At 59.8% G+C, this 22,815-nt stretch carries 24 protein-coding genes and 3 pseudogenes; 14 read left to right on the forward strand and 13 right to left on the reverse strand.

The window, feature by feature from the left end; all coding sequences use genetic code 11:
* Positions 1-366 precede the first annotated feature (366 nt).
* Together QXZ94_RS30980 and QXZ94_RS30985 are read left to right on the forward strand one after the other, a co-directional pair.
* Entirely contained in the window at positions 367-876 is a 510-nt protein-coding gene (locus tag QXZ94_RS30980; RefSeq protein ID WP_315724819.1) for a DUF4365 domain-containing protein, read from the forward strand.
* On the forward strand, positions 873-1,853 hold the full coding sequence (locus QXZ94_RS30985) for a response regulator transcription factor (RefSeq protein WP_315724821.1): 981 nt from the start codon (positions 873-875) through the stop codon (positions 1,851-1,853). Before QXZ94_RS30980 ends, QXZ94_RS30985 begins: the two co-directional genes overlap by 4 nt.
* Positions 1,854-1,952: 99 nt before the next feature.
* On the opposite strand, the gene QXZ94_RS30990 is transcribed toward QXZ94_RS30985, so the two are convergent.
* From QXZ94_RS30990 to tnpB (QXZ94_RS31000), 3 genes and pseudogenes are all read right to left on the reverse strand, one after another.
* Positions 1,953-2,504, reverse strand: a complete 552-nt coding sequence (locus QXZ94_RS30990) for an IS66 family transposase zinc-finger binding domain-containing protein (protein WP_315726638.1) — start codon at positions 2,502-2,504, stop codon at positions 1,953-1,955.
* 4 nt (positions 2,505-2,508) lie between these two features.
* Positions 2,509-2,742 (reverse strand): annotated as a pseudogene (locus QXZ94_RS30995) (transposase domain-containing protein); the annotation flags it as partial.
* 69 nt (positions 2,743-2,811) lie between these two features.
* Positions 2,812-3,036 (reverse strand): transposase, encoded by a 225-nt coding sequence (tnpB, locus tag QXZ94_RS31000; RefSeq protein ID WP_244440832.1) that lies wholly within the window; start codon positions 3,034-3,036, stop codon positions 2,812-2,814.
* 92 nt (positions 3,037-3,128) lie between these two features.
* Here tnpB (QXZ94_RS31000) and QXZ94_RS31005 point away from each other — a divergent pair, with 92 nt between their 5' ends.
* Positions 3,129-3,455, forward strand: coding sequence for a hypothetical protein (locus QXZ94_RS31005; RefSeq protein WP_315724823.1), 327 nt, complete (start codon positions 3,129-3,131; stop codon positions 3,453-3,455).
* Here QXZ94_RS31005 and tnpA (QXZ94_RS31010) read toward each other — a convergent pair.
* The 6 genes and pseudogenes from tnpA (QXZ94_RS31010) to QXZ94_RS31030 all read right to left on the reverse strand — a co-directional run bounded on the left by tnpA (QXZ94_RS31010) (position 3,452) and on the right by QXZ94_RS31030 (position 8,337).
* On the reverse strand, positions 3,452-3,835 hold the full coding sequence (tnpA, locus tag QXZ94_RS31010; protein WP_015669081.1) for an IS66 family insertion sequence element accessory protein TnpA: 384 nt from the start codon (positions 3,833-3,835) through the stop codon (positions 3,452-3,454). The genes QXZ94_RS31005 and tnpA (QXZ94_RS31010) overlap by 4 nt on opposite strands.
* An 86-nt stretch (positions 3,836-3,921) precedes the next feature.
* Positions 3,922-3,975, reverse strand: a pseudogene (locus tag QXZ94_RS34470) (hypothetical protein); the annotation flags it as partial.
* Between the two features lie 163 nt (positions 3,976-4,138).
* The gene (gene tnpC / locus QXZ94_RS31015) at positions 4,139-5,665 is read right to left on the reverse strand and encodes an IS66 family transposase (RefSeq protein ID WP_315724826.1); all 1,527 of its coding nucleotides are present in this window, start codon (positions 5,663-5,665) and stop codon (positions 4,139-4,141) included.
* Positions 5,666-5,734: 69 nt separating this feature from the next.
* On the reverse strand, positions 5,735-6,088 hold the full coding sequence (gene tnpB / locus QXZ94_RS31020) for an IS66 family insertion sequence element accessory protein TnpB (protein ID WP_315724828.1): 354 nt from the start codon (positions 6,086-6,088) through the stop codon (positions 5,735-5,737).
* Positions 6,085-6,981: an IS66-like element accessory protein TnpA gene (gene tnpA / locus QXZ94_RS31025; RefSeq protein ID WP_315724830.1), complete on the reverse strand. Its 897-nt coding sequence runs from the start codon at positions 6,979-6,981 to the stop codon at positions 6,085-6,087. The genes tnpB (QXZ94_RS31020) and tnpA (QXZ94_RS31025) overlap by 4 nt, the downstream gene beginning before the upstream one ends.
* A gap of 429 nt (positions 6,982-7,410) precedes the next feature.
* A complete protein-coding gene (locus QXZ94_RS31030) occupies positions 7,411-8,337 on the reverse strand; it encodes a 3'-5' exonuclease (protein ID WP_315724832.1) in 927 nt (308 codons plus the stop codon).
* A gap of 199 nt (positions 8,338-8,536) precedes the next feature.
* On the opposite strand from QXZ94_RS31030, the gene QXZ94_RS31035 reads away from it, so the two are divergent.
* The 3 genes from QXZ94_RS31035 to QXZ94_RS31045 are packed head-to-tail and all read left to right on the forward strand — an operon-like array spanning position 8,537 to position 10,401.
* Complete coding sequence (locus QXZ94_RS31035; RefSeq protein ID WP_315724834.1) at positions 8,537-9,466, forward strand: Ku protein; 930 nt, start codon at positions 8,537-8,539, stop codon at positions 9,464-9,466.
* On the forward strand, positions 9,463-9,789 hold the full coding sequence (locus QXZ94_RS31040; protein WP_315724836.1) for a hypothetical protein: 327 nt from the start codon (positions 9,463-9,465) through the stop codon (positions 9,787-9,789). The genes QXZ94_RS31035 and QXZ94_RS31040 overlap by 4 nt, the downstream gene beginning before the upstream one ends.
* 6 nt (positions 9,790-9,795) lie before the next feature.
* Positions 9,796-10,401 (forward strand): cell envelope biogenesis protein TolA, encoded by a 606-nt coding sequence (locus QXZ94_RS31045; protein ID WP_315724837.1) that lies wholly within the window; start codon positions 9,796-9,798, stop codon positions 10,399-10,401.
* A 10-nt stretch (positions 10,402-10,411) separates the two neighbouring features.
* Here the strand turns inward: QXZ94_RS31045 and QXZ94_RS31050 are convergent, their stop codons facing one another.
* Positions 10,412-10,675, reverse strand: coding sequence for a hypothetical protein (locus QXZ94_RS31050; protein ID WP_315724839.1), 264 nt, complete (start codon positions 10,673-10,675; stop codon positions 10,412-10,414).
* Positions 10,676-10,917: 242 nt separating this feature from the next.
* On the opposite strand from QXZ94_RS31050, the gene QXZ94_RS31055 reads away from it, so the two are divergent.
* Positions 10,918-11,772 (forward strand): DUF3883 domain-containing protein, encoded by an 855-nt coding sequence (locus QXZ94_RS31055; protein ID WP_315724841.1) that lies wholly within the window; start codon positions 10,918-10,920, stop codon positions 11,770-11,772.
* Between the two features lie 97 nt (positions 11,773-11,869).
* On the forward strand, positions 11,870-12,214 hold the full coding sequence (locus tag QXZ94_RS31060) for a KTSC domain-containing protein (RefSeq protein WP_315724843.1): 345 nt from the start codon (positions 11,870-11,872) through the stop codon (positions 12,212-12,214).
* 20 nt (positions 12,215-12,234) lie between these two features.
* Here the strand turns inward: QXZ94_RS31060 and QXZ94_RS31065 are convergent, their stop codons facing one another.
* The 3 genes and pseudogenes from QXZ94_RS31065 to QXZ94_RS31075 all read right to left on the reverse strand — a co-directional run bounded on the left by QXZ94_RS31065 (position 12,235) and on the right by QXZ94_RS31075 (position 13,837).
* Positions 12,235-12,969: an SOS response-associated peptidase gene (locus QXZ94_RS31065; RefSeq protein ID WP_315724845.1), complete on the reverse strand. Its 735-nt coding sequence runs from the start codon at positions 12,967-12,969 to the stop codon at positions 12,235-12,237.
* Positions 12,970-12,971: 2 nt separating this feature from the next.
* Positions 12,972-13,421, reverse strand: coding sequence for a hypothetical protein (locus QXZ94_RS31070; protein ID WP_315724847.1), 450 nt, complete (start codon positions 13,419-13,421; stop codon positions 12,972-12,974).
* Positions 13,422-13,431: 10 nt separating this feature from the next.
* Positions 13,432-13,837: pseudogene (locus QXZ94_RS31075) on the reverse strand (hypothetical protein).
* Positions 13,838-14,399: 562 nt separating this feature from the next.
* Here QXZ94_RS31075 and QXZ94_RS31080 point away from each other — a divergent pair.
* The 6 genes from QXZ94_RS31080 to QXZ94_RS31105 all read left to right on the forward strand — a co-directional run bounded on the left by QXZ94_RS31080 (position 14,400) and on the right by QXZ94_RS31105 (position 22,356).
* Positions 14,400-14,783, forward strand: coding sequence for a helix-turn-helix transcriptional regulator (locus tag QXZ94_RS31080; RefSeq protein WP_315724849.1), 384 nt, complete (start codon positions 14,400-14,402; stop codon positions 14,781-14,783).
* A gap of 154 nt (positions 14,784-14,937) precedes the next feature.
* Positions 14,938-15,135: a hypothetical protein gene (locus QXZ94_RS31085; RefSeq protein ID WP_315724851.1), complete on the forward strand. Its 198-nt coding sequence runs from the start codon at positions 14,938-14,940 to the stop codon at positions 15,133-15,135.
* A gap of 865 nt (positions 15,136-16,000) precedes the next feature.
* Positions 16,001-17,080 carry an SDR family oxidoreductase gene (locus QXZ94_RS31090; RefSeq protein WP_315724853.1) on the forward strand — a complete coding sequence of 360 codons (1,080 nt, stop codon included), beginning with the start codon at positions 16,001-16,003 and terminating at the stop codon, positions 17,078-17,080.
* A gap of 3 nt (positions 17,081-17,083) precedes the next feature.
* A complete protein-coding gene (locus tag QXZ94_RS31095; protein WP_315724855.1) occupies positions 17,084-17,839 on the forward strand; it encodes a hypothetical protein in 756 nt (251 codons plus the stop codon).
* A gap of 85 nt (positions 17,840-17,924) precedes the next feature.
* A complete protein-coding gene (locus QXZ94_RS31100) occupies positions 17,925-20,654 on the forward strand; it encodes a phosphoenolpyruvate synthase (RefSeq protein ID WP_315724857.1) in 2,730 nt (909 codons plus the stop codon).
* Between the two features lie 19 nt (positions 20,655-20,673).
* Entirely contained in the window at positions 20,674-22,356 is a 1,683-nt protein-coding gene (locus QXZ94_RS31105) for a nucleotidyltransferase domain-containing protein (protein WP_315724859.1), read from the forward strand.
* Positions 22,357-22,815: the final 459 nt, after the last annotated feature.

Consider the following 22,815-nt stretch of genomic DNA (forward strand, 5'->3'; position numbering starts at 1 on the left):
TAGCAAAGCTGGGCCCGTCTCGCCGCGATGACGATGTAGCTTATGTTCGTGGTTTGCCGCTCAAGATCATTCGGCGGCCGGATCAACTTGACTGCTACAGCCTTCTTCCAGACACTCCACCCCTTACGGGTGAGGTGAGCCGGCAGAGAGGCTTTTGACCTTGCCCTCGGGTATAATCCAGTTTGAAGTTCGTTCTGGCCCCAACGAGAACCAGAGCATGAAGCGTAGCTGCTTTACGGAAGAGGCCCAAAAACTCTAGTTATGGAGGGTCCAGAGTTCGGTCTCACTGCAAACGCCTTGAAGTCGCTCATTTCACGAGATAAAATGAGACTTGTTTGATGTATCTGACACTTGAGAGTTTTGACTATGAATTTGCCTGCATCTCATTTGATTGATGAATTGGCGGCCAGCTTTATCCAGGCAACGGCTGCGGTTGCGGGCTGCACCATCTCTGTGCAGCGAAAGGATTACGGTATCGATGTTACGTTGAGAGGGGTTGAGAAGTCCGACTCTGGGTATTTCGAGACCGGCTTTCCAGTCGATCTTCAGATCAAGGCGACTACGACCGCCAAATTCCAGAATGATGCGGTGATATTCGACCTCAAAGTAAGCAACTACGATAAGATCGCGCGACGGAAGCCTCGATCAGCACCATATTATCTCGTCCTGGTTTGCTTCGAAACGGCGCAAGAAGGATGGTGTCGAATATCGGATCAAGATCTCACGCTAGGAGCGAGGGCTTATTGGTGGTCGACCGACACGGCGAAGCCGGAGAATAGATCTTCGGCGCGGATCAGAATTCCTATTGATCAGCGCCTGAATAGGGAGGCAATTGAGAGCATGATCACGGCTGCGGAAGCGAGGTATGTCTCGTGATAGAGGTCGACCAGGCGGCGAGCTTGGCATCTGATCTGGATGCGAGAAGAGTTGTTAAGTATTTGCGCAGAACAGGTTGGAGCGTTGACAACTCAAAAATTGAGGGGGTGGTAATTGCATCGAGGCAAGTGAGTGGTGCTGCAAGATCAATTCGATTTCCGATCCCGATCGACGGCGGCTTCGGCGATCAAGCAGACCGCATCGCGGATGCCCTTCGAACACTTTCCGCTATCGAGCGTCGACCCGTTAGCAGAATTGCTGTCGACATTGCGGGAATAAGTGATGAGGAAGATAGCCTCTTCCACAGTGCTGAGCGTGAATCGGTTGATAGCGCGTCGCGCGTGATCTTTCTTCTGGCGATGGAGAAGAGCGCGCGAGATAGCCTTTCGGGATTTCTGTTCAGTCTGGGGTATGATGTGCGCAGCTTCAGGGAAGAAGCGGAACTGCTGGACGCGTTCAGGCGCAAAGCCCCTGCCTGTATCGTTATCGCGTCTGATCATTCGGGCGAACCCGGGAGCCAAATTGTTCGACAGCTCCGCGAAGCTAATTTTCCTTCTCCAGTTATCACGCTTTCAGATGCAGCGGGATCGATTGAAGCGATAGTAACCTTCCGCCGTTGGGCGCGCCCCTATATCCACATTTTTTCTTCTGACGAGAGAATGGAGAGCAAGCTTGAGCGCGCGATCGAGTCCGTCGTGCATGGAAGCACTGGCCAGCGGCATTCGGTGCCTCAGGGTGAGCTTCTTACCCGGCGCGAAAAGGAGGTTCTCATGGAGTTGGCGAGCGGTCGAAGCAACAAGGCGATTGCAAGCGCCTTGGTTATGGCAGAACGTACCGTCAAGTTGCACGTAAAAAACGTGCTCAGAAAGCTGCACGCAAAAAATAGAACTGAGGCAGCTTGGTTTGGAAATGTACTCAGGTGGGAAAAGACTACGGCGGATGATCTAATGCAGGACAACGGCCGGAGTTCTGATTAGATATCTTAGCTTATTAGTCAACTACTCCCCAGAAAGTAGGCGGCGGGATGACCCGGCAACTGTTTGAAGTCATTTCAGTTGACCCGAAATTCGGCCCAGTCAGATTGCGAGTGAGCTGTCGCTGGGCGCGGCAACACTCACGTGTAGTGAGCGACTATGGTAGAGCAGCGGCGGTCGCAGCTGTGTTCTTACTGTGCTGCCGGCTGATCTGTGAGCGTCCGGCCGCTGCACATCCGTCCTTGCGATCCGGAGCGAACAGGTAGATTGCCGCCGGAGGGTCGGCGCCGCTCCAGGGCCGTTGCTCGCACGCGTACACACAGAGCCGTCCTGTCTTGGTTCGTCCGCGGCCGCTAGCGAGCATCGGGATCGGCGTGTCACGAGCAGCGGGGGCGTCGCCAGGCCACCGGCGATCGATCGTTCCGGCGCGCCGGCTTGCACCACGATGTTGCAGGCTCGGCAGGCGTAATTTAGGACGGGTTGTACACACAACGCGAAGCTGGGCAGCACCCAATCCAGCGTCTCGCTGACGCTCTCGCCGATCAGATGAAGAGCACCGCCACAGCAGCTGCAGACCCGGTCCTGGACGTCGAGCAGAACGTCTTCGTGGCAGACGATCGGGCAGCGCACGACGTCGCGGCGGAGATTCGGCATCCGGTGTGACCTTCGGTTGCGCTTCTTCGGCGCGGCCAATGTCGCCGTCGAGATCCTGCAGACCGAATGCAAGCTGGTCGGGATCGATGCGCTCGGAGCTGCGGCCGAACTGCATTCGCTGCAGCTTTTTGATGATGGACTTGAGACGCTCGATCTCGGTGTCGCGATGGTCGATCGCAGCAGCAATGTCGCGCACCAGGCGCTGCAGAAGCTCAGGATCGGTGAGATCGAGCTGCATGTCCAATGGTGCTCGAACACGCTGATTCGTAGAAGAATCGCAACTCAGTTCAGCACCAGTGTTTGCGGATCATCCTGCAATCGCAGTCTTCCATACGCGTTCTGGCGCGCGCCTGTCGATGCCTTCGATCAGCATCGCGAGCTGCGCCGGCGTGAGAGTGATCGAGCCATCATAGCCGCCATAACCGCGGCCACACGAAGCCGCCCTGGTCGATGCGTTGAACAGACAAAGCCCGTTTCCGTCCCAGAACACGACCTTCAAGATCGATGCCTTCTTGCCGCGGAAGGGAAACAGATGACCGGAGAACGGATCCTCCTTGAGCGTTTCCTGGACCGTATCGCAAGGCCGTCCGTGCCCTTGCGCATGTCGGTGTAGCCGAGTGCCAGGTGCACCTTCACGTCTGCATCTCCGCTTTCGATCTGCGCCCGCACCTCATCCGGATCGCTGCCACCGGGAGCGAAGACACGCCGTCCATCATGGAGGTCGATGGCCATCATGTCCTCCGGTGGACGCACGAGATCGCGCAGGGCGCGTGCGGCGGGCATGTCGTCGGGCAGCACAACACGGGCGAGCTTGGAGCGCTTCTTTTGCGCGATGCCGAACTGCGCGCGCCAGCGGAACAGCAGCCCGGTGACGATCCCATTCTTGCGGCGACGGCAGAGACCTTGGCGCCCGGCAGCTCGGTCTCCCTGGCAATTGCGAGCTTCTCCTAGTCGCTGAAGAAGCGCCGGGTAGGCATTTTGGGTGCGGCCGGATCGCCGATCTCGGCGGCAGTTAAGCGGCTTTCGGGCTGTGAGTTCCTGGCACCAGTGCTAACGGCGGGACGGGCGGAGGGATGAAGGTGGTCGCGCCAGTCGATCGTCACCTCGCCGGCGGCCAGTCGGTCGCGCCATTTGCGCAGCGAATGCGGCGACAGCTGCATCGCCGCGGAGTAGGCGCGGAGCTCCATTCCGCTCCAGTTTAGTGCCTCGACATGCATCGCCCAGAATGCCTGAGACGCCCGGTTGCGCACATCCGAGGTGACCGTGAACCTGCGCTGCTTCTGCTTTCGGAGCGCCTTTTCTCGCTCTTCCCGGGCGCGCTCGCGGCGCAATTCCGCCTATAATTCTCAAGCTTAAGCGCAGTCTCGTTGCCGGCCAACCGGTTCAGCCAACGCCGTAGCGTGTTCTCGGTCAGACGTTGTTGCTGGCAGTATCTGCGGATCCCGAGACCGCTGCGACGCCACGTTTCGATGTGGAGCGACCACCATTCGCGGCGCGCTTTGTTCTCGAAATGTTTAGATTCTCCAAAGCAGCAGAGAGTCCGAAATGGAACGACAACACACGAGGGGGAAGGTGTGCAGAGACCGGACGGTTACCAGGCGACGTTCCGTAAGCGTCCGGCCGCTGCACATGCCTCAGGTCTTGACATGATCAGTCAGCTTCCAGCTCCACGGCAGCAATTCGTCGAGGCGATTGACGGGATGTCCGTCGACCATCTGCTGCAGGATGTCCCGGATGTAAGCATAGGGCTCGACGTCGTTCAGCTTGCACGTCGTGATCAGCGAGCTGACCACTGCCCATCGTTGGCCGCCACCATCGCTACCGGCGAACAGGTGGTTCTTGCGGCCGAGGGTGACGGGGCGGATGGCGCGCTCGACCGGATTGGTGTCGAGCTCGACGCGGCCATCGTTCAGGAAGCGAGTCAGGCCGTGCCAGCGCGAGAGCGCATAGCGGATCGCTTCAGCGAGCGTGCTGCGGCCGGAGACCAGGCAGAGCTGCGCATCGAGCCAGACGTTCAGCGCGTCGACGATCGGTTTGGAGAAGGTCCTGCGTTCGGCAAGACGGTAGTCAGGCGATTGGCCGCGGATGCGCGCCTCGATCGCATAGAGCTCGCCGATCCGGCGCAGGGCTTCTGTTGCCACGGGAGACGCGGTGGCTTCGGCCACATCGTAGAACTTGCGTCGCGAATGGCTCCAACACGCCGCGAGCGTGATGCCCTCCTTGTCGGCCAATTGCTCGAAGCCGGCATATCCGTCGACATGCAGGATGCCCTTGAAGGCGGCAAGATGTGCGACCGGTCGCTCGGCCTTGCGGTCGGGTGCAAACAGGTAGATGGCCGCCGGAGGTTCGGGTCCGCTCCACGGCCGTTGCTCGCGCGCGTACACCCAGAGCCGTCCCGTCTTGGTTCGCCCACGGCCAGGATCGAGTACCGGGATCGGCGTGTCATCGGCAAAGAGATGGTTGGAGGCGAACGCGTTCTTGCACAACCGTTCGTGCAAGGCTTCGAGCCACCAGCATGCGCCGCCAACCCAGCCTGCAAGCGTCGAGCGGCAGAGATCGGCGCCATGACGGTCGAAGATCTGCGACTGCCGATAGAGCGGAAGGTGATCGCAGTACTTGCTAATCAACACCTGCGCGAGCAACGCCGGCGTCGCCAGACCGCCAGCGATCAACCGCTCCGGCGCGCCGGCTTGCACGACCTTGTTGCAGGCTCGGCAGGCGTATTTGGGTCTGGTTGTGCGCACGACGCGAAGCTGCGCCGGTACCCAATCCAGCATCTCGCTGACGCTCTCGCCGATCAGATGGAGAGCTCCACCACAGCAGCCACAAACCCGGTCTTGCACGTCGAGCAGAACGTCCTCGCGTGGCAGATGATCGGGCAGCGGACGGCGTCGCGGCGAAGAGTTGGCTTCCGGTGTGAACTTCGGCTGCGCTGCCTCGACGCGGCCAATGTCGCTGTCGAGATCCTCCAGACCGAGTGCAAGCTGGTCGGGGTCGATGCGCTCGGAGCTGCGGCCGAACTGCATTCGCTGCAGCTGTTTGATGATGGACTTGAGACGATCGATCTCGGTGTCGCGGTGATCGATGGCTGCCGCGATGTCACGCACCAGGCGCTGCAGAAGCTCAGGATCGGATGGGAGATTGGTGAGATCGAGCTGCATGTCCGATGGTACTCGAACATGCTGATTCGTAGAAGAATCGTAGCTCAGTTCATCACCAGTTTTTGTCGATCATCCTGCAATCGCCGGTTTCCAGATGCGCTCTGGCGCGCGCCAGTCGATGCCTTCGATCAGCATCGCGAGCTGCGCCGGGGTGAGCGTGATCGAGCCATCATAGCCCGCCATCACTGGCCATACGAAGCCGCCCTGGTCGATGCGTTTCGTGAACAGGCACAGCCCGTTTCCATCCCAGAACAGGACCTTCAGGATCGATGCCTTCTTGCCGCGGAAGGCAAACAGATGACCGGAGAACGGATCTTTCTTCAGCGTTTCCTGGACCAGCATTGCAAGACCGTCCATGCCCTTGCGCATGTCGGTGTAGCCGAGCGCCAGGTGCACTTTCACGCCCGCTGGAACGAACATCATGATGCTGTCTCTCCGCTTTCGATCTGCGCTCGCACGGCGTCCGGATCGCTGCCGGCCGGAGCGAAGACACGCCGCCCGTCAGCGAGGTCGACGGCCATCATGCCCTCCGGTGGACGCACGAGATCGCGCAGGGCGCGTGCGGCCGGCATGTCGTCGGGCAGCACGACACGGGCGAGCTTGGATCGCTTCTTTTGCGCGATGCCGAACTGCGCGCGCCAGCGGAACAGCAGCCCGGTGACAATCCCATGCTTGCGCGCGACGGCAGAGACCTTGGCGCCCGGCAGCTCAGTCTCCCTGGCGATCGCGAGCTTCTCCTCGTCGCTGAAGAAGCGCCGGGCCGGCGTTTTGGGCGCGGTCGGATCGCCGATTTCCGCGGCTGTCAAGTGGCGTTCGGGCTGTGAGTTCCTAGCACTAGTGCTAACGGCGGGACGGGCGGAGGGATGAAGATGGGCGCGCCAGTCGATCGTGACCTCGCCGGCCGCCAGTCGGTCGCGCCATTTGCGCAGCGAATGCGGCGACAACTGCATCGCCGCGGCATAGGCGCGGAGCTCCATTCCGCTCCAGTTCAGCGCCTCGACATGCATCGCCCAGAACGCCTGGGACGCCCGATTGCGTACATCCGAGGTGATCGTGAACCTGCGCTGCTTCTGCTTTCGGAGCGCCTTTTCTCGCTCTTCCCGGGCGCGCTCGCGGCGCAATTCCGTCTGATATTTCTCGAGCTTAAGCGAGGTCTCGTTGCCGGCCAGCCGCTTCAGCCAACGCCGCAACGTGTTCTCGGTGAGACGTTGTTGTTGGCAGTATTTGCGGATTCCGAGGCCGCTTCGACGCCATGCCTCGATGTGCAGCGACCACCATTCGCGTCGGGCTTTGTTCTCGAAATGTTTGGGTCCCACCGGAGAATCTCCACAGCAGCAGAGAGCCCGAAATGGAACGACAACACACGAGGGGGAAGGTGTGCAGGAACCGGACGCTTACGACGTTCCAGGGCCAGGGCAAGATAAAAGCGGCTCGCCGGTTGAACAGCAAGCCATTGACATGGCTTGCTTTCAACCGTGCCGTTCGGTCGGAGCGCGTGCTGCGCTCGCAGTTTCTGCGAACTGAATCAAAGCGATCCGTGGCACTCATCATAGTACAGCGGGCTCAAGCGTAGAGTATCGAAAGTCGCTTGAATCCCTCGCTTGAAAAGACCAAGCGTGATCAGGACCTGCTTGCACCTCGTATTCTCGTGCGAGTTCTCTGCCCTCTTGGAAGGCTCTTTGTTTTGCAAAGACAGTTCTCTGTTTCTTTGCGCCCATTGGACGGGCCACCGGCCGCCGTTCCTCTCAGCCACGATTCGAAAATCGTTCGAACGCGGTCAGGCGCTGCAGCCGGGGTTCGACGTCGCAGAGATAGACCTCCTCTCTGAGAAAGGCGATCTCGGCGTCGATGGCGGATTGCTGGATGTCGATATACCAGGACTTCGGCCGGCCATCGGTGCCGTCGGCCCACCGGTAGCCGCGCTTCTTCAGGGTATCCTTGAGGCCGAAGGGAGACTGCTCTGCCCACACCCTCATGATCGGCTTGCGCGCGGTCTGGAGGAGGGCAGCCAATGCCGGGGCCCCCGTCGTCGGCAGGACGAAATCCAGGACCTCGAGCAGAGCGTGGCAGTCGTCAACGGCGCGATGGGCCTGGTGGAAGAATCCGGCGCCGTGCAGAAGATATCCCAGCTGCGCGCCGGCAAAACCGTGTGAGCGCCAGTCGACCTCGGTCGCGCTGCAGCCCCAGGCCTTACGCTCGAAAATCGGCCAGTAGCGCTCGGCGAACCGACGGTCGAAGGCCGCGTTGTGGGCGATGACGATGGCCGCGCCGGCGACGAACGCCGACACCGCGTCCGGATCGATACGCTGTCCGGCGACCATCTCGTCGGTGATGCCGGTGAGCGCCGTCACGTCGGCGGAGATGGGGCGGCTGGGTTCGTGGAAGGCGGAGAAGACGCTCCTGACGCCGACGATGCGACCTTCCCGGGTGTAGTCGAATGACAGCATGCCGAGTTCGATGATCTCGTCCCGGGAGTGGTCGAGGCCGGTGGTCTCGGTGTCCAGCAGGACGGCCGTCCTGACCTCCTCTCCGATGGGGGCAGGGGAGGAGGCTCGGGGGACAAGCCTTCGCAGCACCCGGTAATCGGGCGATTGGGCGAGGGCATCTGCCATGGCCGCCAAGTCGGCAGCCTCGTCAAAATGGTGTCGGTGGATTCGCGGCGCGGCAGTCATGACGCGCCACCATACCCAAGCAAATGACCACCAGGTATCGGAGAGTCAGGCGATTCACGGCCATTTTCGGCCCATCTGCCGCCGCAAGGGCTGTGCGAAGAGGATCGCCTGATCTGCCGATTTTGATCGGCCGCCATGTCGGAACCCGGCGCTGTCATTCGTCTTGAATCTGGACCGTTGAAACCGGAGTTCCGCGTACATGGCCCCCCGCGCCAACTGGAAAGGCTTCCTGCGCCTGTCGCTCGTCACCTGCCCGGTGGCCCTCTACCCGGCCACGTCCGAGTCCGAGAAGATCAGCTTCAACCAGCTAAACCGGACGACGGGTCACCGGATCAAGTACGTCAAGGTCGATGCCGACACCGGTGAGGAGGTCCCCAACGAGGACATCGTCAAGGGCTATGAGCTCGAGAAGGGCAAGTACATCGAGGTCTCGAAGGAAGAGCTCGAGGAGATCGCCCTGGAGTCCACGCGCACGATCGAGATCGACGAGTTCGTCGACAAGACCGACATCGACCCGCGCTACCTGATCCGCCCCTACTATCTGCGCCCGGACGGCAAGGTCGGCCATGACGCCTTCGCGGTGATCCGTGAGACCATCCGTGAGATGAACAAGGTCGCGATTGGCCGGATCGTGCTCACGAACCGCGAGCACATCATCGCGCTGGAGCCGATGGACAAGGGTCTGGTCGGCACTCTGCTGCGATACCCTTATGAGGTGCGGTCGGAGCAGGAGTATTTCGAAGAGATTCAGGACGTGAAGATCACGAAGGACATGCTCGACCTCGCCCGGCACATCGTGAACCAGAAGGCGGGGACGTTCACGCCGGAGAAGTTCGAGGACCACTATGAAACCGCGCTGGTCGACCTGATCAACCAGAAGCGTGCGGGCAAGACGATCCGCCCGAAGGACCGGCCGAAGGGGGAGAACGTGGTCGATCTGATGGAGGCGCTGCGCCGCTCGGTCGGGCAGCAAGCGCAGCCTTCGGAGGCGGCCAAGCCCGCGAAGAAGCCGAAGAAAGCTGCTACCGGCCAGAAGGAGATGTTGATGCCGATCGCCGGCAAGAAGGCTGCCGCCAAGGAGACACCGGCGAAAAAGCCAGCCGCCGGCCGTCAACGGAAATCCGCTTGAAGCATCCCGTAACTCCGGACGGGCGCTACTTCGTGGTCCGCGGGCGCCTTTGGCGAATGGCTGATCCGAGGCTTGGAGAGACCGAGCGCTCCGATCTGACGCGCCAGCTAATGTCGGCCAGGCGCGCCGTTCGAGCGGCCAAGATGGCGGAGGACCCTAAGGACGAAGCCGCGGCACACCGCGCCGTGGACCAGGCCAAGAGAGCGCTGGGGGAGCGGGGGCCGGTCTGGTGGACGGACGGCTCGCCCGATTTCAACCGCCACATGGCGAAGAACACGCCTTACGCCACATGGTACGCTGAAGTCTCACGATCGTGCAGGTAACCTCCCGTGCCACGTAAGCTGAAGACCTATCAGACCTCGCTCGGATTTTACGATCTCGCGATCGCTGCGCCGTCCATGAAGGCCGCGCTCGAAGCGTGGGGCGCCGGCAGCAATCTTTTCCATCAGGGAGCGGCCAAGGAGACCGACGATCCGGATATCGTCGCCGCGACCTTGGCGAAGCCAGGCGCGGTGCTGAAACGCCCGGCCGGGTCGAGCGGCCGCTTCGCCGAGCATGCCGACCTGCCTGACCTAGACGACGGGTCCGCCAGCGCGAAAAGAAAGCGGCCTCCCGCAGCGAAGAAGAGGACGGCTCCCGCGCTCAGCGTCGAAGGGGCGCGCAAAGCCGCCGCGGAGTTCGAGCGCGAGCAGAAGAAGCGCGAGGCCGAACGGCGCAGGGAAGAGGCGGCGCGGGAGAAGGAGCGGGCAAGACGCGAGAAGCTGGTCGCAAAAGCCCAGGCGGGTCTGGAGCTCGCGCAGCGGCAGCATGAGGACCGTTCGGAAGCTCTCGAAACCGAGCGGCGCGATCTGGAGAAACGGATTGAAGCCGAGGACGCGCGCTGGGCGGCCGAGCGGGAAAAGCTACAGGATGCGCTGCACCGGGCACGGAGCTAGCTCTGTGGCGCTATTCCGGCGGGCACTCCGGACAGCTGTCTCCCAGCGAACCGAGGACATCGAGGATCTCTGCGACGGCTTCGTTGGCCGTAATGTCGTCCGGATGATCCTGACGGGCGATCTCGACCGCGCGATGGCGAGCGTGCGGGTCCATCCGGTCCTTCGCCCAGCCGTGCTCCTCGCATTCGTGGATAGCGCCGGCTTCTTGGAGGACATGGATGGCCCAACCCCGCAGACTTCGAATTCCAGCTCGTCGTTCGGTCGTCGTCAGCATAGAAATCACTCCACCCGCACGAATCCTTCCGCCCGCCTCATCGTTCCGTGCGGCTAGCGAGCATCAGGGATTCGAATCTGGCGATGCTGACCTGGAGCCAGGCTGACATGTGCGGGCGGGCCTCTATCGAGGAGATCGAATCGCACTGAGGCCGACTCAAAAACACAGCCGCCAAGGGCGCCTTGGTGAATTGCGGATCTAAAGGTCCATGGTAGGATTCTAGTGGGCACGGGAAGCGATCGGTGAATACCAAAGGCTCGGCGCAAGGATCCAAGGGAACTGACTGGACAGCCGAGCAGGTTGCCGTCGTGGTCGCAAACTACTTCGCGCTTCTCGAGAAGGAGCGCGCCGGCGTGAAGCTTAACAAGGCCGATTTGTACCGCAGACTGGCACCAGAGGTGGGCCGCTCCGAGAAATCGATCGAATGGAAACTTCGGAACGTATCCGCGGTCCTGGACGAGCTTGGGATCGCCTGGGTCTCTGGGCTGGTGCCCGCGCATAATTACCAGGATTCCCTAGTGGAGGTAGTAGAGATCCAGTTAGAACAACATCCGCAGGTTCTCACTAACCCGACGTCGGTGACGCCGCGTTTTACGCCTGCGGGAGCGCCTGTCTTGGTCCCACCACCTGCGTTCCTGAATTCAGACATGCAGGACCGTCATCCGGTGCTGCAGCGCCTGGTCCGGAAATACGACCCGGCGGCGAGGGACGAGCTCAACCGCTCCCTGGGGCGCGCCGGCGAGGAAATGGTGTTCAAGTTCGAATTTGATCGGCTCTGCCGGGCTGGCCGGCGGGATCTCGCCAAGGAAATGGATTGGCCCGCAGATCGCGGCGAAGATCATCGAGGCTATGACGTGCGATCTTTCGAACCGCACGGCGAGGAGCGGTTACTCGAGATTAAAACCACAAACGGGCACGCGCGGACTCGATTCTGGTTGTCGCGCACCCAGTACGAAGTTGCGGCTCAGAACCCGTCGACTTACCGCGTCCGGCGAGTATATCATTTCCAGAACGGCGTTCAGATGTTTGACGTCAAGCCACCACTCGACGCCAGTCTAGAACTCATACCGGACAAGTACGCAGCGGTGCCCCGGTAAACTATATCGCGGTGCGGCATACTCCAGCCTAAGGTGCCGGCTGAGCACCGACGTGGAGGACGAACTAGCACCTGACGTCTAAAGGGGGAGGTCCTGGATGTATAGGGTCGCCGTAGTGATCGCAGCTTCTTTGGCCGGCGCCAGCTGGGCGATGGCGGAAGTCATCGACGTCAAATACTATGGCAAGCTAGATCTCGCGCCGTTTTCCTGCACCGAAGTCACACGGAGCAGTCTCGTCAACCGCGCGTGTTACGACAAGTCCCAGCAGTTCATGGTGGTGCAGCTGAGGTCGGTATACTACGCATACTGCGAGATGCCTCCAGCGACATTCGAGGCATTTTTGGCTGCGCCATCCATGGGTCAATTCTACAACGCGAACATCAAGGGCTCCGGATCGGACGGGCCGTATGATTGTCGTACGCACCGCGCGCCCAAGTACTAGGTGCGCGTGTCGACAAACGCCTACGCTCCGCCGCCGGTGTCCTCCTTGAGGCCGCGAGCAACGATTCGAAGCGCGCCGTCCGGAAGGGGCCGCTGCAGCGCCTTGGCCTCGTCCCATGGCGCGCGCATCCAAACGTCGTATTCCTCTGCCGTAGTCAGGATCACGGGCATCGCCTTCGGATGGACGGCGGCGACCTCGGCGTTCGGCTGGCAGGTGAGGAAGCCGTAGACGTCGATCGTGACCTCGCCTTCCTTAGCTTTGCGAACCGACGTCCAGTTCGTCCAAAGGCCGGCGAACGCCAGCATGGGCCGGGTCTCGTCCGTGGCGAACCACACCGGCACCTTCTTGCCGTCGATGGTGTCGTACTCGGAAAAGCTGGTGAACGGCACCAGGCACCGATTCTCTAGGCTAAGCCAGCGCTTCCAGTGCGCGCTGGTGACGTTCCTGATGTTGGTCGTCCCGCTGTCCGGCTCCAGGCGCAGTAGCTCCTTGAAGTCGACGGCGTTGCCCTTGGCCTCGAGTTTCTCGGCGCGCTTCTTCGTCGCGTCCATGAGCGCCTTGGCCGACGAGGGCATGCCCCAGCGAGCCATTGCGAGCTCGAGGCCGGCGGTCGAGCTGCGGACGATCGGCGCCGGATAGTCGGGAAAGATGCCGGGCATGGACGGCAGATTGCCGGTTCGGTCGTTCCCCTGCGGCACCCCAAAAAGCCGCCGTATCGCGTCGGCGTTCTTGGTCATCGAGTATAGGTTGCACATCGTCAGGTCTCCGGAGCGGCCTGGCGAGGGCGCTGCGCCAACTGTAACAGTATCGCCGGCGGCCGGCGATTGGCCGCTGCACACCGGCTGCACCGGAGCCGGCCGGCTAGGTCGTGGACGAAAGTGGTCGGCGGATGATGAAGGGCGGTCAGGTCGACGTCCCGCCGCGCCTTACACCGGGAGCACTCAATCTTCAGCCACGGGTAACCGCCGCTGATCGCCTGGTCGATCGCCGGCGACGGGTCGACCGGGCCGCCGTTGGCCCACATGCGTTCGTTCCAGCTTTCGCAGAGAAGCTTGTCGGCTTTCCGGATCAGCGCCTCGCCCTCGGCCCGCGCGTCGGCGGCCTGCTCGGCGAGGATGGTCGTCAAAGCCCGGGCCCGGCCGAGCTCCTTCTGCAGCGCCTTTCGGTCGCCTCCACAGAGCGGCGCCGGGTGACGTTTAGGCGCCATTTGGACGTGGTCAGTGGAACGACGGCCAACAGCCGTTCTCTTCGTAGCGCCCAGTCCTATGGGTGCAGGTGTCGTCCAGGAGGCGTTGCCGGACCCCCCGCCAGACCGCCTCCGCACCGTAAAGGCGGAGGGCATCGGCCATTTGAATCTCGATGATCCGGCCGCACCGCTGGCAGTCAACCCGCAGCACGTGGCCGGGCACCCTGACTGAGCCGCAGTAACCGCTCGGAGGTGCCGGGGCCGGCTTGTCCGCCGTCGGCGCCCGCGGCCTCCAGGAGGGCTTGCCAGTATTCGTCAGGCAAATCGTCTCCCGGAGCCAGCCCGCGCACGGGAAGGCCCTCCCTGCCAACGCGGCGGGCCATATGCTCCATCTGTTTCCGTGTCGGCATACGCCAGCTGGCGGGGCCGTCGTCCATGCATATGAGAACATATCAAGGACATGCAGTCGGGTCCCCCTAAGAGTGCATCTAACGTGCCGTTTGGGTAACGGTCGTGGAAGGCCTTGCAGAACAACGATCCCGTCGTTTCCCAAACGGATTCTTAGTCCGGTGGTCGCCGGACGCGCGCTACGCGGTATCGAAGGCTCCGCGCCAGCTCCCGCCGCCCGGATGGGGCATTTCCAACCGCTCGAACACACCCAGTCCTGGATGAACCTTGAGGGCAAGGGCAGCTTGAGCACAGTTCGCGTAAGGCAGCACTAGCTCGCTTTGTAATTGAAGCTATCGGATAGCGCCTTGATGGCAATGATTGCCGACGCCAGCAACCTAGGAGAGACCATGAGGAGACAATCTTGGACGGTTCGAAAAGTCTCCCGACCCGGACTGGTTCAGGGGGGAGGGGCCTCGGCTTGCGATCGACTCTCCTTTAAGCGAGGAGGAGATGGTGTTATTGCCGTGCGGCGACTGACCTAGTAGCGAGACTTACTGATGCATTTTCGTACAATACTTGCCACGAGAGCTGGGTGAAGGGACACGCAGAATGGAAAGGGATGACGGCAGGGATGTTGACGTCGCGGTCGGCATCCGACTCCGCAATCTGAGACTGCGCAACAAGATGTCCCAGAATGATGTCGCGCACCATCTCAAGCTGACATTTCAGCAAGTACAAAAATACGAGACAGGCACGAGTCGTATCAGCGCCAGTCAGTTGTTTAAGCTTGCGAAGTTGTTCAAGGTGTCGGTCGAAACGTTCTTCACCGAATTCAACGGGAATGAATCGAAGAAGCCGCAGCAAGTGGTCAATCAGCTGACGGATCCTCATCTTCTGCGCTTGGTTGAGGCATATTCCAGCTTGAAAGATAGGAGACTCAAGTCTGTCATCTTGCAGCTGGCGGAAGAAATGGCCCGTTGCCAAATGAAGTGAAGGCTGTGGCTGCAAGCTCAGATGCTTCGATCGCCAGCTGCTGCCGGTGCGGGGGATCCTTCGGCAGGACAGGCAAGTATTTTGTGCATCTTCCTTTCAAAGACTGAACCGGCAATCCTACCTCAAACGATCGTGATGTTCTGCGGTATCGCCCATGACGAGTCCGCCGCGGACGATGCTTTCCTCGTTTGTGAAGGACGCACATAACGGCTTTGCCGAAAGCGGCGCGCGGCGCCTCCGGGTGACCTTCCCTCCAGACATGCTCCATGCCGCGTTTGATGTGGTGCAGGTCACAACAAGCAATGTAATTGCGCAGGACCAATCGGTCGTCGGTTTCGGCCGCGAAAGCTGACGACATTCAAAATCGCTTGACACCCTAAGATTGAGCGAGCAAAAATAATCACTCGCATAAAATGCGAGTAAACACGAGGTGCCGTGATGCAGCTGCACAGCGCGGATGCGGTAGGGTGCGGGAGTTTTGGCGCGCTTACCGAGGCGGTGGAAAGGGTCTTCTCGGGGGGGAAGGATTCTATCGGTCCAGCTGAATACGATGCTCTCGAGGCGGCCATCTCAGACGCCTCAGATCGAGCAGGGCGGCTTACGGATCTCCTGGGCGCGATCGCGCAGGCGATCAGAGAAGACAGGCTCGCCCGAGGAAACTCGCACCAGCACGCCCATGGATTTACAAAACTGGGGCTCTATCGATCATCCAAGAGCGGCTTCTCCATCCGGTTGCATATCTGGTGGTCCGGTATTCGCGCGTATGATGACTCTCCCCATGATCATCGATGGTCCTTTTATTCCAGGCTCTTGTCCGGCTCTCTGAGGATCCGAAATTTCGCCGAGCACCGGTCGACGACAAATCCGGAACCGGAGCAATGGTGTAAGTACCGATATCACGACGCGTCGGCCGATGGAGTGAAGCTTGTCGAGCCTGCCGGGCCAGCCATGCTTGGCCTCGCGTCGGAGTGTATCCTGCAGGCGGGATGCAGTCACACGCTAGCGCCAACCCAGCCGCATCAAGTATTTGGCCGCGACGGAGCGATCGCGGGAACGCTAGTAGTCACGGCGCCACCAACCAGAAGCTATTCGAACGTCTACCATAAAGCGCCGCGTAGCGAGAACCGGTATTCCTTTGCCGGACAACGCCTCAACAACGTTCAGGTAGCGCAACTAATCGAGAGATACTGTCAGTCCATCGAAGGTGGTCCACGATTATGAGAGTTCTCCTCACCGGGGTCACTGGTTTGATCGGCGCTGAGCTCGCCAAACGTCTGTGCTTACAGGGGCATACCGTGGTCGGTCTGAGCAGGCGCGACGCCCATCATCTGTTCTCGGGGCCAAGCGAACCATTTGCTCATAGCTACGTCGATGGCTATGACCGCGACGCGATCCGCCTTCTCCGGGGCGATGTTGCGGAACCTTCATTGGGAGTGAGCGACGACGTATATCGGCAGCTGGCAGAGCAGACGGATCTGATCGTTCATGCTGCGGCCATCACGGAATTCGGCCAACCGCCCGCAGCATATGAACGAGTCAACGTAGGGGGAACGCAACAGATACTCCGCATGGCGACAGGAGGGAGGAAGATCCCCGTCCTGTATGTCAGTACAGCCTATGTGTGCGGCTTCCTGAGGGGGAAAGTGTCGGAAGACAAGTTGCATCTGCCCCAACGGTTCGGAAATGCGTACGAAAAGAGCAAGTTCTTAGCCGAATCATACGTCCGTGCCGAAGCGCTCAGCGGTCTTCCCAGCATCATCGTCCGCCCAAGCATTGTTGTTGGGGCCTCTAACGATGGGCATATCCGCGAGTTCAAGAACATCTATCCGGCGCTAAAGGTACTGACCAGTGGAAAGGTCACCACAATTCCCGGCCAGCCGGCTGCAACGCTGGATCTGGTTCCATGGGATTATGTTTGCGACATCATCACCGGGATCCTTGCTGCACCCGAGCGGTCCTATGGATTGACGTTTCATGCTGTCGGCCGTCAGCCGTTGACCCTCCAGGACTTCAGCGACGTAATTGCTGAATATCCATCGCTCCGGATACCGCGGTTCGTTCCGCCGGAGAGCTTCGTGTTGGATGCTCTACCGCCCGTGGAGCAGCGGTACTATCGACGGCTCGTGAGTGTCTACGAATCCTATTTCGTCAGACAGCTCGAGTTCTCTTACGAGAATACGCGGCAACTCATGGGGGGTCATCGACCTCCCGCCGTCAAGCCGTTCCTCAGGAAGGTGCTGAATCACTGTATGAGCGTAGGATTTCTCAATGCCTCAGAAGCAGCTGTGGCGGAGTAGACATTGAGCATCCAGTCAACCAATGATGTCAACGGCAGACCTCGCGCGGAGCGGGATACAGTGGTTGACCACTCGCGATGGGGCCTTCGACTGCTAATCGACGGTCCCGACCTGAGCGGAAAGACGACCTTGGCGCAGCGGCTCAAGGAGGAGCTCGAAGAGCGCGGATGGAAGGTCGTCGCTGCAAAGGGACGGATCAATCCAGGCGCGACACCGGGGCTTCTGACCAAGTTCAACCCGAACAACCATCCGGATAGTGCGCTTCTCAACGCAGCATATATCGCAAACGCGCTATTCGACTGGTTCCGACTGAGAGATGCACCAGCTGGGACAATCTTCATAACCGAGGGATATGTTGATCGTAGCATCGCATACGGATTGGCAAGACGGTTGAGCTGGGTGGCCCGATTGGCAGCGCGGGCTTCAAGACTTTTTCCGGGATTCGATCTCGCGATCCTAGTAACGGCCGACCGGCCAACGCGTACGATGCGCATGTCGCTGCGCAGGCGTCCCTCGCGGATCGACAGCCGCGCAATTGAATCGCACTACCGTTTCCTTGCTGCTTATCGGGTTCTCTTCCGCCGACACGCAAATCGTGTCGCAATCGACACGTCGAAGGTATGCGTCGAATCTGCAGTCGAGATTGCTCTGCAGCAGGTGTTGAGTTGCCCAGGATATCGCTCAATCGCTCTAAGTATGAGAGCGACGCAGGTGGTTTCTGACCAGATCTTCCTCCCCATAGAAGGGCCTGACGGATAGACGAGGCGAGCCTGGCGGCGATAGAAACTGTCTACCAAATGTAGGGCTGTCCTTCGGCTCTCGGCATGAACAGCGGAATCATCGTATGGTGTGTGAAGTTCTGAACCGGCTTAGCCGATACGAGTCAATAGATGCGCTTGCTGGAGGTAAGGGACGAAGCCTCCACAAGCTCACCATGGCGGGGTTCAATGTCCCGCGCTGGGCTATCGTGCCATCCTCCGTCTGGGAGAGCGTCGCCACATCGAGCGGTCTCGCTAAGTCGATCGAGCGGATCCTGAGCACTGCAGAGGGCGACGATCTGAACGTCCGCTCCAGAAAAATTCAGGAGCTTATCGAGGCTGCGGACTGGGATCCCGCGATCGCGAGGGTGGTCCAATCCGCCTACGAGGACGTCGGTACACATGCCGTCGCGGTGCGATCATCGGGGGCGGACGAGGATGGATTGACGCATTCGCACGCCGGTCAGTACGAGTCATTTCTCAACGTAAAGGGGCTCGACGAGGTTTACATCGCGGTTAAGCGCTGTTGGGCCTCTAACTACTCGGGCCGGGCTCTTTCCTATCGTCGGGCGCTCGGACTCCAGTTGATCGGTCGACCAATGGCCGTCATTATCCAGAGAATGATCGATGCCGACGTCAGCGGAGTAGCATTCACGGCAAATCCGTCGACTGGATCGACTGACGAGATCGTCATCAGCGCTGTTCTCGGATTGGGAGAGGGACTTGTATCCGGGAAAATTGATGCCGATACATTTGTGGTCGATAAGGGAAATTACGTCACCAAGTCCACAACCATTGGTGAAAAGGCAGAGAAGGTCATCCTTGCGGCAGAAGGATCGGGGGTGATCACAAGCTTAACAGCAACCGGAAGCAATGGATGTGTGTGTTTGAGCGATGAGCTGGTCGCATCCATTGCTGAATTGGGGGCAGCCGCGGAAAATCTATATGGATGCCCTCAGGACCTCGAGTGGAGTGTCGCAGGAGGGGTGGTTCATCTCCTGCAATCGCGCCCGATTACGACGGTTGGCCTCGGGCGAAGAAACGGATTCGGCGCCCGCATATGGGAGAATTCCAACATCATCGAGAACTTTAGCGGCGTCACCTCACCGTTGACGTTCAGCTTTGCCCGGGACGTCTATCAACAGATCTACCTTGAATACGCCAGGTTGCTCGGGGTGCCGCGAGTGCAACTCGTACGGATGAACGAGTGGTTGCGGCATATGCTGGGCTATCATAACGGGCGTGTCTATTATGATCTCTTGAACTGGTACAGAATTGTCAGGCTAGTTCCGTTTTACAGTCTGAATCGTCGCATGCTCGATCTCGCGATCGGGGTAGAGACTCCGCTCCCTGAGAGCGTCGCGCTTCGGCTGGATCCGCTCTCGGAGGTGCGCGGCTGGCGGCATGTACTGATTCGCATCCAGAGCGCCGCGCGTTTCGGCTGGCATTTTACAACGATAGCACGACAGGTCAGGTCCTTTGTCGCCGAGTTTCATCGCCATCATTCGGCAGTGGCGAACTTACCGCTGAACGAGATGAGCGCGGAGTGCATACATAGGGAATTTTGCAAGGTACGGATCATCTTGCTCTCTCAGTGGGGTCGCATGATCCTGCTTGAGCAAAGCATTGGGTTAGCAATTGGCATACTCACGGTGCTCCTGAAGCGGTGGCTTCCGAATGGCGGACAGCGTCTTCTCTTCGATCTCCTGCGTCCAGCAGAGACACTGGACTCCATCCTACCAGTACAACGCCTCACGGAGCTAGCTCAGCAGATCCGGCAAACACCGGCGTTGGCTGCCGACATTCTCCAAGGCGACGAGCGCGAGGTCGATCATCGACTGCGGTCGAGCGACGATCCAAACATGCAGCGGCTCGTCAATGAGATCGACAAGTACATCGCCGAATTCGGAGATCGCAGCCTCAACGAACTGAAACTAGAGGAGCCGGATCTGAGAGAGAGGCCGGCTGCCTTTTTCGCAATGTTGCGGGCGCATCTTGCGGAGACGACGATGCGGCAGGCGGAGGATGCGCATGGGAGTATCGAGCACGCGCTGGCAAGCTTGTGGCCTTGGAAGCGATGGATCATTCGTATTGTTGCGAACAAGGCTACATCGTGCCTTGCTGCCCGGGAGCGAGTGAGGTTCTGCCGTACGCGAGCATTCGGATCCGTAAGGCGAATGGTCAAGGCAATCGGCAAAGATCTCGCCGATCGCCATCTGCTTATGCGGCCGGAAGATATTTTCATGGTCAGGCTTGAAGAGCTGCGAGACTGGGGAGACGGTGTGCTGACCCATGGGGATATCGTCCGTCTGATCGAGCATCGCAGTGCCCAGATCGCCGTATTCAAGCAGCTGGATGCACCGCCTAGATTCGTATCGGACGGCTATTTGGCCGCGTGCGATTATGCCCAGAGCGGGTGGTGTAGACCCGAGGAGGTCGACGTAATCGCGGCCGATCCAGGAACCGAGTTGAAGGGAACGCCCTGTGGCGGCGGACGGGTCTCGGGATTTGCGGCGGTCATCACCGAGCCGCTCAACGTTCCAGGAAAAATACTCGTAACGTACCGAACGGATCCCGGATGGTGCGCCGTGCTGCCGAGTGCTGTCGCCCTTCTCATCGAGCGGGGAAGTCCATTGACGCACGTTGCGATCGTCGCGAGAGAGCTGAATATCCCGACAATCATCCAGGTCAAAGACCTGACGCGATTGATTAGGACCGGTGCGAGGCTGGACGTCGATGGGGTCCGGGGGACGATTCTCGTAAACTCAAACCCGGTCGAGACGGTACGAGCGCCGGAAGGGCTTGCCTTAAGCTGACAATATCGGAAGTGTGGCGATGCAAAGTGTGCTCAGTATTGACCAGATCAGACGACTTCTAAGAGCGGTTCAGGACAGGTTCGAAGTGTCCGACACGTGCGGAATTGCGCTCGAAGGCTCTTTGGCTGAAGGTCTGGGGAACTCGAGCTCGGACGTGGACTTTCTCGTTATTGCCGACGAGGAGTTCGATTTCCCCGTGATCCCGACGCTTCTGTTCATCGACGGCTATCGAGTGGAGGTCCGCACGCGAAGCGCCTCGGAAATGAAGAGGCAACTTGCGAAAGTCGCCGAGGCAGCCCGACGTGGAAAGCGATCGATCCGGCAGTTGGACGAAGAGGATCTCGATCGATGCCAGCGCTTTCTGAGCGCGATCGATGTGCAAAATGAGGCCTACTTGTCCAGTGTTCGGCGCTTCCTACCGCGTAGCGTACTGGACGGCGTGATCGCTACGTGGCTTTCCGAACAGGCGCGTGACTCACTCCATTGTGCGGTCGCCATGGATACGCTGGGACTTCCAGCATCTGCGGTGAGTTGGGCGCAATCGGCTCTCACAGAGGCTGCCAAGAGCTGGCTTGCGCGTAAGGGCGACTGCTATCTTGCCAAAAAGTGGCTTTCGGAGCAATTGACCCGAACCGCTCCAGGTGATGAACTAACGAATAGTATTCTTGAATTAGAGACGCTTGCGCGATCGGGACTGGAGCCACGTGACTATCTGGAACGGGTGTTCGAGATTCTACGTCGATTGGGATTGGCAGGTAAGGACTTTGATGGTCGCAATCTCGTGCTTGAAAAGGCGGCGCATGTTACAACTTGGCAGCTTGGGGAACGCGTCCATCTATTGCGCAATAAGACCGAGTTGTTTGCGCTGAGCGCACAAGCGGCAGATACTTGGCGATCCTTACGGTTTGGAGGAAGCCTGTTAGAGCTGATCGACGGCGGGGAGAGACGGTCAGAGCAAGGAAGTGTCATCAGCCAGTTTCACGGGTTGGGGCTGGTCGAAATCGCTTGGCGCGGCGCTGGCGTCATTCGTCGAAGGAAAACGACAAATCTTCCTCCTTACATCCAATGGCCAGTGTTGTCGCCCGACGGATTGATTGTAGGAGATGATGCGCCATCTATTGTGCTGAGCGCTCTGCCTCCTTCGCGCTTCGCGGCCGCGGGTATGGCTCTACTGTACGTCAACATGGTGATTGAGAACGCCCGAGAGGATGCGCTCGGCGCAATGGACGGCGCTCAATGGCGGGTATTCGAACGATCCGTAAAGCGGATGTTGCGGTTTGCCTGCTTCGCCATGCTGAGCTCATATGGGATCAACCCTCTTCCTCCGGTGGAGGAAGTCTACGGGATCGTAGAAGAACTCAAGCAAGCTCCGCCCGCTCTGCGCGCGCATATAATCGAGTTCGAGCGGACGCTCCGGATCGAAGATAAGCAGTCGGCGTTATCGGCATTGCGACGGATGGACGCCATAGCTTCGGAGATGCGCCAAAACACCAAAGGAAGCGTGTTTCCGTCGTCATTCGAGTCGGCATCCGGATGGCAGCAAACGCTGAATATGGGGTTCGACTGGGCGAGACTCGGCGCGTTTCTTGATGCAAAGTTTCCACTTGAGCAGGCCCGTGATCTCATTCAATCCGGCAAAACTGCTCGGCCGATCGTCAAGCAGCCTGCTGATCGGAGTGGGGCACGCGGTCTCCCGTCATAGAGGGGCGGAAGGCGACATGCAGATGCGGCCGAATCGGTCTATTCGTGATCGTCGCGATGCCGCTTCCGGGTACATTGGTCCACACGGATTTGTCTACCGACCTCGACGATCGCCCGGTCAACCAAGTCGACAAAGATGTCAGCGTTGAAGCGAGAAATTCGTCCGGCTTGCACCTTTGCTTGGGCCAGCGTTCGAATCAGGTTTGTGAAAGGCGTAAGGTCAGCCCCGTCTTGTCTACTACGATCTCGCTCGACTTTCACCGATACGCGCATTGGTCATCCAGTAGCTGATCTGCGGCACTGAATTGATAGTCCGGGTACGATGGGAGATGGTCGGAAAGAGCAGTGCGTCCGCGAGGGCGCGTCTCCCGCAAGTTTTCTTGTTGCGCACAACCTCTATGCGTGACAGTATTATGATACGACGTGTGTGCGAGAAAAATCAAGAGAGCAGCACATGCAA

Origin of the sequence: Bradyrhizobium sp. SZCCHNS2022 (assembly GCF_032377575.1) — a bacterium.
In the GTDB taxonomy this organism is placed as follows: domain Bacteria; phylum Pseudomonadota; class Alphaproteobacteria; order Rhizobiales; family Xanthobacteraceae; genus Bradyrhizobium; species Bradyrhizobium aeschynomenes.